The organism is Nissabacter sp. SGAir0207, assembly GCF_005491205.1.
Classification (GTDB): domain Bacteria; phylum Pseudomonadota; class Gammaproteobacteria; order Enterobacterales; family Enterobacteriaceae; genus Chimaeribacter.
Genome location: NZ_CP028036.1, coordinates 14,513 through 26,614, shown reverse-complemented (window position 1 = coordinate 26,614; position 12,102 = coordinate 14,513). Strand labels below are relative to the sequence as shown.

The window sequence follows — 12,102 nt, the reverse complement described above, 5'->3', positions numbered from 1 at the left end:
TTGCCTGCTTACCATACCTGAAACAGCGCGTAGCGCAGGGGATTATTTGCCGGGGGCGGGAAGGGAGCGCGCGCCGACCGGCGCGCGCGTCAATCACAGGCGGGTAAACAGCATGTAGAGCAGCGCGGAGATCAGGATGGAGACCGGCAGGGTCAGCACCCAGGCGATCAGCAGGTTGCGCAGCGTCGCCATCTGCAAGCCGGAGCGGTTGGCGGCCATGGTGCCCGCCACGCCGGAGGAGAGCACATGGGTGGTGGAGACCGGCAGGCCGAAAGCATCCGCCGCGCCAATGGTGGTCATTGCCACCAGCTCGGCGCTGGCCCCTTGGGCATAGCTGAGGTGGTTTTTGCCGATGCGCTCGCCGACGGTGATCACAATCCGCCGCCAGCCGACCATGGTGCCGAGGCCCAGCGCCAGCGCCACCACCACCTTCACCCACGGCGGGATAAAGCGGGTGGCATTGTCCAGCTCACGTTTCAGGGCGTCGAGGTTCTCCTGTGTCGCGGCAGGCAGCGCCACGCCAGCGTGCTTCAGCGCCCGGATGCTCTCTGAGGCCAGATACATATCATTACGGGTGTTGGCAACCAGCTCCGCCGGGATGCGATCCATCGAGCCATAGGGGCGGATTTGGCTGTTGATCTGGTGCAGCATCTGCCCCAGCGCTGGCAGTACCGCCGGGGTGTTCTCGCCGGAACTGACGAACTGGATCAGCACGTCACGCGGCGTGCCGTTTGGTGCCGGGGTCGCGCCATTCATCAATTGCTGCTCTGTCACTTGTGCCAGCGCCGCCACCCGTGGGATCTGCTCCGGCGGGATGGAGCGGTTGAGCGCATAGACAATCGGCATGGTGCCGACCAAAATCAGCATGATCAGCCCCATCCCTTTCTGGCCATCGTTGGAGCCGTGGGCAAAGGAGACGCCGGTACAGGTCAAAATCAGCAGGCCACGGATCCACGGCGGCGGCGGGCGCTTGCCCTCCGGCGACACATAGAGCTGGCGGTTGCGGATCACTTTTTTCATCAGCAGGAGCAGCAGCGCGGCGCAGGTAAACCCTACCACCGGCGACAGCAGCAGTGCATAGCCGACGTTCAGCGCCTGATCCCAGTTCACGCCATCCCAGCCGCTGCGGCCGTGGTTCAGCGCATTCGCCACCCCCACGCCGATGATGGAGCCAATCAAGGTATGGGAGGAGGAGGAGGGCAGGCCAAGATACCAGGTGCCGAGGTTCCAGATGATGGCCGAGAACAGCAGCGCGTAGATCATGGCAAACCCGTTGCCAGCGCTGGCCTGCAAAATCAACTCCACCGGCAGCAGCGAAATGATGCCGAACGCCACCACACCGCTGGAGAGCAGCACCCCCGAGAAGTTGCACAGCCCAGACCAGAGGATCGCCGCCCCCGGCGGCAGGGAGTGGGTGTAGATCACCGTCGCCACCGCATTGGCGGTGTCATGGAAGCCATTGACGAACTCGAAACCCAGCGCGATCACTAATGCCAGCCCCAGTAGCACAAACGGGGTGTAGCTGGTGACCACCTGGCCGGAGTCCGCCACGTCGCTGAACAGGTTGAAGCCGGCGAACGCCAGCCCCACCAGCGCCACCACCGCGATGACCACGCCATTCAACTTGCTGTTCTTGCTCACCAAATTGGGACGGGCGTCACCGGCGGTCGTTGCCGGCGGCATGACTATTTTTTCACTCATCTCTTCCTCGCCATTAAAAAAGGGTAAAGGTGTCCGCGCTGAGTGTTACCGGTTAACTATGACAGAGAGATGAAATTGTGAACGAAATTTGACTTAAGTGCGGCGGGGAAGGGAGGGAAAAACAGGGGGAAGGCCCCCCTGTGGTGTTCAGGATCAGTGGGCGAGGGTGTGGCGTACCTTCTCGACCTGCTCCGCCTTGACGGCCGGGGCGCTGTTGCTCCAACCCTGACGGATAAAGGTCGCCAGCTGGGCCACCTCCTCATCGCTCAGGCGGTTGGCAAAGCCCGGCATCGCCAGCGTGGAGGGCGCTTTGGCGGTGGAAGGTTGCTGCGCGCCCGCCAGGATGGTGTGGATCAGCCCGGTCGGGTCATCCGCCATCACGATGGAGGCTTGGTCAAGCTGCGGGAAGACGCCCGGCGCGCCCTGGCCGTTGACGAAGTGGCACGCGCCACAGTTGTCGAGGTAGAGGCGCTCACCAGTGGTGAGATGCTGGGCCGCGGTCAGCTTGGCCGCCGTGGCGGCCACCGCCTGCTCATCACGCTTCTGCAACGGCGGGTTGCCGCCAAGGAACTTCAGGTAGGCCGCGACCGCGTGCAGATCGGCGTCGGTCATGTGCGAGGAGCTGTGCTCAACCACCGATTTCATCTCGCCGCCGACCGCCGCCTGATCATTGCGCCCGGTTTGCAGGTAATCGACGATCTCCTGCTCGCTCCAGCGCGGCATACCACGCAGCGTCGGCACGCCCCAATCATTCAGGCTGCCGCCCGCCAGGAACTGGCTGTCGCCGCTGTCGAGCGCCTTCTCGTTCATGCCGAAGCCGCGCGGGGTGTGGCAACTGCCGCAGTGGCCGAGGCTCTCGACGATGTACGCGCCGCGGTTAACTTCGGCGGAGGCGCCGCCAATCGGCTTGAACGGGGTGTCCGAGGTGAACGCCCAGTTCCAGAAACGCATTCCCCAGCGCTGGCTGAACGGGAAGCTGAGGCTGGTCTCCGGCGGCTGCTCGGCGCTTGGCGCGACGCCCTGCATAAAGTAGACGTAGAGCGCGTGCATATCAGCGTCGCTGATCTTGGCGTAGTCCGGGTAGGGCATCGCCGGGTAGAGACGCGAGCCATCCGGCAGCACGCCCTTGCGCACCGCGTCAGAGAATTGCTGTTCGCTGTAGTTGCCGATGCCGTGCGCCTTGTCCGGCGTGATGTTGGTCGAATAGATGGTGCCGAGGTTCGACTCAATCGCCAGCCCACCGGAGTAGGCCGGTTTACCGGGCAGCGAGTGGCAGGCCATGCAGTCGCCAAGGCGTGACAGGTACTCACCCTGTTTGATCAGGGCCGCATTATCTTCCGCCTGCGCGTGGGCGGCCACGCCAGCCAGCAAAACCGGGGCGATAAAAAGGCTTTTCAGAGTTAAGGATTTCATACGCTTACACCTGCACCAATGGACCGGGGTTTTTCAGATACTGTTCTTTGATCGCCTGTGCCGCCATCAGGGTGATCGCGCCGATGGTGTCGGTCGGGTTCGCCTGGAAGTTCTGCGGGAAGGCGTTGCCGCCCGGCACGAAGACGTTGTGCACGTCCCAGCTCTGGAGGTAGCGGTTCAGCGCGGAGGTACGCGGATCGTCGCCCATCACCGCGCCGCCCACGTTGTGGGTGGAGACATACTTGGTGAGGTCGAAATTGGCGTCCATCGGCAGGAAGCTCATGCTCATACTGTCCGGGTTCAGCTCCTTGGCGATGTTGCCGACGATGCCCTTCAGGTACTGCTGGAGTTTCAGCTCGTTCTGCTTCCAGTTGAAGGTCATGCGCAACAGCGGTTGGCCGTGCTCATTGGTGTAGTTCGGATCGAGATCCAGATAGATGTCCCGATAGGACATGCAGGTGGTGGTGATGCTGATCTTCATCGAGTGGCCATACCACTCCTCCAGCCCCTCTTTCCAGCCCGCGCCCCAGCTCGGGGTGCCCTTGGGCAGCGCGGTGCCGATAGGCGTGCCGGTGGCCTGTGAACTGTGGATCTTGGCACCGCCGATGAAGCCCAGCCCAGGGCCATCAACGTTGCCCGGCGAGATGTCATTGAACATCTGCCCGGTCGGGCCGGAGGTGGCGAACGGGTTGAAGTTTTTGTCCTTGAAGAACAGGGTCGCGCCGCCGTTGCTCAGGAACGCATAGTTGCGCCCCACCACGCCCTCTTCCGTGATCGGGTTGTAGGGCTTGCCGATGCCGGAGAGCAGCATCAGGTGCACGTTGTAGAGCTGGAAGCTGCTCAGCACCACGATTTTCGCGGGCTGGAAGCACTCGTTGCCCTGCTCGTCGATGTAGATCACGCCTTTGGCGGTCTTCTTGTCATCATGCAGCACCACTTTCAGCACGTTGGCGTTCACTTCATAGGAGAAGTTGTCCATGCGCTTCAGGGCGTCCATTACCGCGGTCTGCGGCGAGGCCTTGGAGTAGTTCAGGCAGGGGTACTTGCTGCAATAGCCGCAGTAGTTACACGGGGCGATCTGGTTACCATACGGGTTGGTCCAGGCGCGGGAGACCGCCGCTGACGGGTTGGGGAACGGATGGTAGCCCAGCTTTTTCGCCGCCTCGGCGAACATCACGTTGTTGAGCGTATCCTCCAGCGCTGGCAGCGGCATCGGTTGGGAGCGCGGGCCTTCAAAGGGATCGCCGCCCTCCAGGATTTTGCCGCGCAGGTTGCCGGTGTTGCCGGACTGGCCGCAGATGCGCTCAAACTTGTCGAAGTAAGGCTCAATCTCATCCCAGGTGAACGGGAAGTCCATGACGCGCATGTCTTCCTGCAAAATGCCCGGCTTGTAGGCCTCATCGGCGTAGGTTTTCAGTTTCAGGTCGGTCGGCGTCGGGCGGATCAACACGCCCGTCCAGTGCAGGCCAGAGCCGCCCACGCCGCCGCCCGGCACAAACGCGCCCCATTTACGGGTCGGCAGCGCCGTGTCATTCATGGTGTAACGCACCGTCACCGCTGACTCGGCGGGCGTGGTCATCACGCGGTTGCGCACCCCATAGGCATACTCGTCCGCCGGTTTCGGGTAGGCGAACTCCTCATAACTGCGCTCCGGGCCTTTCTCCAGCGCGCGCACTGTCAACCCTGCCATTGCCAGTTCGATGCTCATCAGTGAGCCAGCCCACCCCAGGCCGACCACGACAACATCGACTTCTTTTTTATTTAGCTGTGCCATTGTTTTTTCTGCCAATCAAAAATAGAAATGTTCTGCCCACGCCTTAGGCGCGTTCGCCCTTGATGCTGACCGGGCCAAGCGGATAAGGAATGTTGTGCTGCTTGACCCACTCCAGGTAACTGGCGCGCGCGCCGGGGAACCCGATGGCGATCCAGGCTTTCATGCCTTTGTTGCCGCCATACATCGGGTCGGAGAGGTAGCCATGCTTGGTATTGGAGAGCAGCTCACTGAAGAACTGGGAGGCTTTCAGGTCTGGCTCGCCCAGCGCGGCAAAGTCCACGTCGTTTTTTTGCAGCTGGGTCAGCACCGCGTCTTTGTCCTGTTGGGAGAGGGCATGGAACGGCTGCTGGTGGGCCTGCTGGCAGTGCTGGCTGGTCAGGGCAATGCCCTTTTTCAGCACCTGCTGCGGGGTGTACGGCAGCTGATAGCCCATGGCGGCCGGGGCGTGGGCATTGAATGGCCCCTGCATGTAGATCTCCTGCCCCATGTCCGTGTGCATCTGCTGGTCGATGAAGATCGGCACATTGGTCTCCAGCGCGCCCGGTGCCTTGCCATTGCCGCCGGCCGGGATCAGCCGGTCAGTAGCGGCCAGCACAAACTGCCACTCATCGGGGGTAAAGAAGATCGGTTTATAGTCAGCCAGTTCCGGCGCGGCCATCTCAGCGGCTTGTGCGGCGGTCAGGCCCTTGAAGATCATGTCGCTGACGGGTAACGCGACAAGTGCCCCAAGCAAGAACTTGCGGCGGGTGGTTTCCTTCTGGAGCAGCATAAATCACACACTCTCACATTAAATAAATGTTAATTGTTTTTAGAAGTTTTTAAGAACGCGTTAGTTTACATTCTAAATAATTAACGTAAAGGCATGAAACGCAGGAGTGTTACGAACAAAAGTAACAAAATGATGCGGAATTTAACTAAATTATTTCATTAAAAATAGTTAACTTAGTAAACTGGTTTACCTTCTGTTGAACTATGGTGTGATTTCGAACGAAAGATGGTGGTTTATTAACCGGGTCAGGCGGGCAGTGGGGCGAAGATGTTACAGAGAGGGTCGGGAACGGAAATAATAGGCGGAAGCCAGAGCCTCCGCCCAGAAAATTATTTTTTGGTGCCGAAGCCCTGTTTAATCACTGCCGGCAGAACCTGCGGGAAATAGATGTTTTTATAATAGCCGCCGACGCTTTCGCTCCAGCTATCGCCATCATTACGGCCAATATTTTTCCAGTGCTGCTGGATGTCAGCGTTATATTTTTCGATCTGCTCAGCCAGGCCGTCAGTGCGGTAGGCTTCCTCATGGCGGAAGGTCGCCATCGGCAGGCGCGGTTTCAGGTGCGCCGGTTGGTCAACATACCCGATTGCCAGCCCCACCACTGGGAAGGTCAGCGTCGGCAGCGCCAGCAGCTCAATCATCGCCTCCGGGTCACGACGGATACCACCGATAGGCACCACGCCCAGCCCTTCCGCACGGGCGGCCGCCATGGCCGACGCCAGCGCGATACCGATGTCTGTGCTGCCGGAAACCAGCGCCTCAATGCTCTCATGGGCCAGCTGCTCACCGCCGTGGGCGCTGATCGCCTGCTCAGACTTGTGCATATCCAGCACAAAGGTCAGGAACAGCGGGGCTTGCTTGATCCACGGCTGGCCGCCTGCGATCTCAGCAATCTTATTGCGGTTCTCTTGGGCGCGGGTCACTACCACCGACACCTGCTGGGAGTTGACCGAGGTCGGCGCACGGTACGCGGCCTCAATGATATTGTTGATCACCTCTTCTGGAATGGCCTTATCAAGGTAACTTCTTTCGCTGCGATGGTTAGTCAAATTTTTAATTGTAGAATTCATTGTTATCTCCGGGTTTATTCATTGATCACTCTAGCAAGCAGCTTAGTGAATTAATTGTTTCATTGTGCGCAGCAATTAATTAACTTTTTTTCAAAATGTAAACTAAAAAATAAATAAACACGCAGTGAACAACGTAATAAAAGCATTACTGCAAACGCAGTGAAATAACGTTCCCCAAGACGTGATGACGCAGGCAACCACCGCGTTAAGGCCGTGGAGAAAACCCGGCCCCACTATGGTGAGGCTTCGGCCGGGAGTTCAGCTTTCATCCATGCCAGGAACTGTTTGACGCGCGCCAGCTGGCTGAAACCTCGTGGATAGACAATATGGTGCGCGCTCACTGGTACGCTCATCTCCGCCGGGAAGAGCCGCACTAGCTTGCCCTGTTGCAGGTAATCCTGCGCCAGCAGCTCGCTCTCCAGCACGATGCCGTGGCCGAGCGTGGCCGCCTCCAGGCTCATGTAGGAGCGGTCGAAGCTGAACAGCCACGGGGCGGAGGGTTGCGGCAGGTGATGCGCGGCGAACCACTGCGGCCACTGGATCAGCGGAGTCTCTGACAGGATCAGCGCCGGGTGGTGGCACAGCGCCTCTGGCGAGGGGACGGGCTGGCGGGCCAGATAGTCCGGCGAGGCCATCACTGACACCTGCTCGCGGCGGATGGTGCGGATCTCAAATGCCTGCCACTCCGGGAAGCCGTGGCGGATGGCGATATCAATGTTGTCGCGGCTGAAGGAGAGGTTCTCGTAGGAGCAAGAGAGCGTAACCTGCAACTCCGGGTGGCGCTCGCGGAAATCCTTCAGCCGCGGCAGCAGCCACAGCAACCCGAAACTGGGCGCGCAGTGGATGCGCAGGGCGCGCCGCTCCCCCTCGTTACTAATGCGCTCGGTGGCGTGCGTCAGTTGCAGCAGCAGCGCGCCGATCTCACGCAGATAGCTCTCGCCGGTCAGGGTCAGCGTCACGCCGCGCGCGCTACGGTTGAACAGCGATCCGCCCACCAGCCGCTCCAGCTTGGCCAGCTGGTGGCTGGCCGCTGACGGCGTGATGCTCAGCTCCTCCGCCGCGCGCGCCACGTTGCCAAAGTGCGCCACCTGTTCGAACACCTGCAAGGCCTTGATGGAGGGCAGGCCCCCGGCTTTTTTCTCTGTCATGCGACTTCTCTCCTGTGGGCGGGCGGCAATCGTCCCGGTTCATGTAGCAAAAATGTTAACCCCATCAAACCCTGAAGTGAATTCAGCATCAACTGAATTTTTTTATATTGCCTAAAAGGCCGCCGCCTTCAATCCTGAACGTGACCCTACCGGTAGCCACTACCGACATAACAAAATAATTCAGGAGTGAACCATGTTACTGACCGATAAAGTTGCTGTGATCACCGGTGCCGCCTCGCCACGCGGTATCGGCCGTGCCACCGCGCAGTGCTTCGCCCAACAGGGGGCGAGGGTGGTGGTGCTGGATTTGGATGAACAGGCTTCGCAGGCGGCGGCCGAGAGCGTTGGCAGCGGCCATCTTGGGCTGGCGGCCAACGTGGCTGATCCCGCCTCGGTGCAGCAGGCGGTGGCGCGCATCCTTGACCACTATGGCCGCATCGACGTGCTGGTGAATAACGCGGGCATCACCCAGCCAGTGAAGACGCTGGAGATCGGTATGCAGGATTACGACCGCATCCTGGACGTCAACCTGCGCGGCACGCTGCTGATGTCACAGGCGGTCATCCCGGCGATGCGCCAGCAGGGCAAGGGCAGCATCATCTGCCTCTCCTCCGTCTCGGCGCAACGCGGCGGCGGCATCTTCGGCGGGCCGCACTACAGCGCCGCCAAGGCGGGCGTGCTGGGGCTGGCCAAGGCGATGGCGCGCGAGTTCGGCCCCGACCAGATCCGCGTCAACTGCCTCACCCCCGGCCTGATCCAGACCGACATCACTGGCGGCCTGATGCAGGATGAGCGCCGCCACGCGATCCTCGCTGGCATCCCGCTCGGCCGGTTGGGTGCCGCGCAGGATGTGGCGAACGCCGCATTGTTCCTCGCCAGCGATCTCTCCAGCTACCTCACCGGCATCACCCTGGATGTCAACGGCGGCATGTTGATCCACTGACGGGCGCGCCCAACGCTGGCTTGCACTGGCCTCCCGCCGTGGTGGGAGACTCTCCGCCTGTCTCAGGAGTGAACCATGACAACGCTAAACATCAGCGCGGTTTCGGCCGCGCGCGATAACGCCTATCGCAAAATTGCCTGGCGGCTGATGCCGTTTTTGATGCTCTGCTACCTCTGCGCCTACCTTGACCGGGTAAACGTCGGCTTCGCCAAATTGCAGATGATGGACGATCTCCACTTCAGCGAGACGGTCTATGGACTGGGCGCGGGCATCTTCTTTATCGGCTACTTCCTGTTCGAGGTGCCGAGCAACCTGATCCTGCATCGCGTCGGCGCGCGCCGCTGGATCGCCCGCATCATGATCACCTGGGGGCTGATCTCCGCGATGTTCGCCTTCGTCGAAACCACCTGGCAGTTCTACCTGCTGCGCTTCCTGCTCGGCGTGGCCGAGGCCGGGCTGGCACCGGGGTTGCTGCTCTATCTCACCTACTGGTTCCCCTCCAGCCGCCGCGCGCGCATGACGGTGCTGTGGTTCATCGCCATCCCGCTGTCAGGGATGATTGGCGGGCCGCTCTCCGGCTGGATTATGTCGAGCGCCCACGGGGTGCATGGCTGGGCCGGCTGGCAGTGGATGTTCGTGCTGGAGGCGATCCCCACCCTGTTGATGGGGCTGGTGGTACTGATGGTGATGAAAGACCGGGTGGAGGATGCCCCCTGGCTGGATGAGCATGAGAAGCGGCTGGTGCGCGAGGATCTGGATGCCGACAACCAGCACAAGCATACCCACGGCAGCGTGGCGGCCTTCATTCGCGATCGCCGACTGTGGCTGCTGGCGATGATCTACTTCTGCGTGGTGATGGGGCAGTACGCGCTCACCTTCTGGCTGCCGACGCTGGTGAAGAACGCTGGCCTCTCCGCGCCGCTCGACATTGGCCTGATGACCAGCGTGCCCTACCTGTGCGCGATTGTGGTGATGCTGCTGGCCGGGCGCAGCGGCGACCGCCACCGCGAGCGGCGCTGGCACATGATCATCCCGATGTTCGCCGGGGCGGCCGGGCTGGTGCTGGCGACGCTGTTCGGCCACAACGTCATGCTCTCGGTTGGCTTCCTCTGTCTGGCGGCGGCGGGCATTCTCTCCGCCTCCTCGCTGTTCTGGATGTTGCCGACCAACCTGCTGGGCGGGGTCTCCGCCGCCGCGGGCATCGCCGCCGTCAACTGCTTCGCCAACCTGGCGGGCTTCTTCTCGCCCTATCTGGTGGGTGGCATCAGTTCGGCCACCGGTTCCCCAGCGTGGGGCATGTACCTGATCACCCTGATTCTGGCCGCCGGTGCCCTGTTGGTGCTGCGCATTCCGGCCGCCCAAGTTAACCGCTGATAGAGAGGTATTTCATGAGTTCAACCCAACCACAGCCACAGCCGCTCTCGCTGGCGCAGCGTGCGCTGAATATCCGCCGCCATGCCCTGTTGATGGGGCAGGTGCAGGGGCAGGGCTATATCGGCCAGGCGCTTGGCGTGGCCGATGTGCTGGCAGTCAGCTATTTCCATGCGCTTAACTACCAACCGCAGGAGCCGGAGTGGGAGGGGCGCGACCGCTTCTACCTCTCCATCGGTCACTACGCCATCGCCCTCTATGCCGCGCTGCTGGAAGCGGGGGTGCTGCCGGAGGAGGAGCGCGAGACCTACGGCACCGATGACAGCCGCCTGCCGATGTCCGGCATGGCCGCCTACACGCCGGGCATGGAGATCACCGGCGGCTCCCTCGGCCACGGGCTGGGGATCGCCGTGGGCGCCTGCCTTGGGCTAAAGCGCAAGGGCAATCCGGCCTTCGTCTATAACCTGCTCTCTGACGGCGAGCTGAATGAAGGCTCTACCTGGGAGGCGGTGATGTCCGCCTCGCATCTGAAGCTGGATAACCTGATCGCGCTGGTGGACATCAACAACCAGCAGGCGGATGGCCACTCCTCGGAGATTCTGGCATTCGAGCCGGCGCTGGCGCGCTGGCAGGCGTTCGGCTGGTTCGCCCAGCGGGTGGATGGCAATGATCTGGAGGCGCTGGTCAGCGCGTTTGATGCCGCGCGCCGCCATGATGGGCCGCAGCCGCGCGTGATCCTGTGTGATACCAAAATGGGCAAGGGCGTGGGCTTCCTTGAGAACCGAGAGAAGACCCACTTTATCCGCGTCGATGAACATGAATGGGACGAGGCGCTGGCGGTACTGGAGAGAGGAGGGAAGGCCCATGGCTGATTCTGTGAACCTGCAAGAGAGCAAAAAACGCCTGACGACGTCGGCGATGATCGCCTCCATCGCGGCGGAGGGGCAGCCAACGCAGGCCGCGCCTTTCGGCCATGCGCTGGTGGAGCTGGCGCGGCGGCGCGAGGAGATTGTCGGCCTCACCGCCGATCTCAGCAAATACACCGACCTGCACCTGTTCGCGCAGGCCTTCCCGGATCGCTTCTACCAGATGGGGATGGCGGAGCAGTTGCTGATGAGCGCGGCGGCGGGCATGGCGCGCGAGGGCTTCACGCCGTTCGTCACCACCTACGCGGTCTTCGCCTCACGCCGCGCCTATGACTTTATCTGCATGGCGATTGCCGAGGAGAACCTGAACGTCAAAATCGCCTGCGCCCTGCCGGGGCTGACCACCGGCTATGGCCCCAGCCATCAGGCGACGGAGGATCTGGCCATTTTCCGCGGGATGCCGAACCTCACCATCATCGACCCCTGCGACGCGCTGGAGATCGCCCAGGCGGTGCCCGCGATGGCGGATCACGACGGCCCGGTCTATATGCGGCTGCTGCGCGGCAAGGTGCCGCTGGTGCTCGATCGCTATGGTTATGAGTTCAAGTTTGGCAAAGCGCAGCGGGTGCGCGACGGGCGGGACGTGGTGGTGATAGCCAGCGGCCTGATGACCATGCGCGCGCTGGAGGCCGCCGAGGCGCTGGAGAGAGAGGGCGTCAGCGTGGCGGTGGTGCACTCGCCCTTTATCAAGCCGCTGGATGAAGAGACGATCCTGCGCGAGGCGGGGGTTGCGGGGCGATTGGTGGTAACAGCGGAGAACCATTCCATCGTCGGCGGGCTGGGGGAGGCGGTGGCCTCGCTGCTGCTGCGCAACGGCGTCACCCCCACCTTCCGCCAGATTGCGTTGCCCGACGCCTTCCTGGATGCTGGCGCGCTGCCGACCCTGCATGACCGCTACGGCCTCTCAACCAACGAAGTGATCCGCCAGATCCGCAGCTGGCTGTAACCCCTCTCCCGCCGGTTGCCCGGCGGGTTTTCTTATTAATG

General features: G+C 61.9%; 10 protein-coding genes. 4 read left to right on the top strand and 6 right to left on the bottom strand.

All coding sequences use genetic code 11. The features are described 5' to 3' along the window. Positions 1-93 precede the first annotated feature (93 nt). The 6 genes from C1N62_RS17810 to C1N62_RS17785 form a co-directional block, all read right to left on the bottom strand. Positions 94-1,701, bottom strand: coding sequence for an inorganic phosphate transporter (locus tag C1N62_RS17810; protein WP_137765078.1), 1,608 nt, complete (start codon positions 1,699-1,701; stop codon positions 94-96). Between the two features lie 153 nt (positions 1,702-1,854). Continuing rightward, positions 1,855-3,114 carry a cytochrome c gene (locus C1N62_RS17805; protein WP_137765077.1) on the bottom strand — a complete coding sequence of 420 codons (1,260 nt, stop codon included), beginning with the start codon at positions 3,112-3,114 and terminating at the stop codon, positions 1,855-1,857. A 4-nt stretch (positions 3,115-3,118) separates the two neighbouring features. Further along, positions 3,119-4,888 carry a GMC family oxidoreductase gene (locus C1N62_RS17800; protein ID WP_137765076.1) on the bottom strand — a complete coding sequence of 590 codons (1,770 nt, stop codon included), beginning with the start codon at positions 4,886-4,888 and terminating at the stop codon, positions 3,119-3,121. A gap of 43 nt (positions 4,889-4,931) precedes the next feature. Then, on the bottom strand, positions 4,932-5,657 hold the full coding sequence (locus tag C1N62_RS17795; RefSeq protein WP_137765075.1) for a gluconate 2-dehydrogenase subunit 3 family protein: 726 nt from the start codon (positions 5,655-5,657) through the stop codon (positions 4,932-4,934). Between the two features lie 329 nt (positions 5,658-5,986). Beyond that, positions 5,987-6,727, bottom strand: a complete 741-nt coding sequence (locus C1N62_RS17790) for a nitroreductase family protein (protein WP_137765074.1) — start codon at positions 6,725-6,727, stop codon at positions 5,987-5,989. A gap of 233 nt (positions 6,728-6,960) precedes the next feature. Then, positions 6,961-7,875 (bottom strand): LysR substrate-binding domain-containing protein, encoded by a 915-nt coding sequence (locus C1N62_RS17785; RefSeq protein ID WP_137765073.1) that lies wholly within the window; start codon positions 7,873-7,875, stop codon positions 6,961-6,963. Between the two features lie 193 nt (positions 7,876-8,068). Here C1N62_RS17785 and C1N62_RS17780 point away from each other — a divergent pair, with 193 nt between their 5' ends. The 4 genes from C1N62_RS17780 (at position 8,069) to C1N62_RS17765 (ending at position 12,061) form a co-directional block, all read left to right on the top strand. Then, on the top strand, positions 8,069-8,818 hold the full coding sequence (locus C1N62_RS17780; protein WP_137765072.1) for an SDR family NAD(P)-dependent oxidoreductase: 750 nt from the start codon (positions 8,069-8,071) through the stop codon (positions 8,816-8,818). A 75-nt stretch (positions 8,819-8,893) separates the two neighbouring features. Then, complete coding sequence (locus tag C1N62_RS17775; RefSeq protein WP_137765071.1) at positions 8,894-10,192, top strand: MFS transporter; 1,299 nt, start codon at positions 8,894-8,896, stop codon at positions 10,190-10,192. Between the two features lie 14 nt (positions 10,193-10,206). Beyond that, on the top strand, positions 10,207-11,061 hold the full coding sequence (locus tag C1N62_RS17770) for a transketolase (protein ID WP_137765070.1): 855 nt from the start codon (positions 10,207-10,209) through the stop codon (positions 11,059-11,061). Further along, positions 11,054-12,061 carry a transketolase family protein gene (locus C1N62_RS17765; RefSeq protein ID WP_137765069.1) on the top strand — a complete coding sequence of 336 codons (1,008 nt, stop codon included), beginning with the start codon at positions 11,054-11,056 and terminating at the stop codon, positions 12,059-12,061. Before C1N62_RS17770 ends, C1N62_RS17765 begins: the two co-directional genes overlap by 8 nt. Positions 12,062-12,102: the final 41 nt, after the last annotated feature.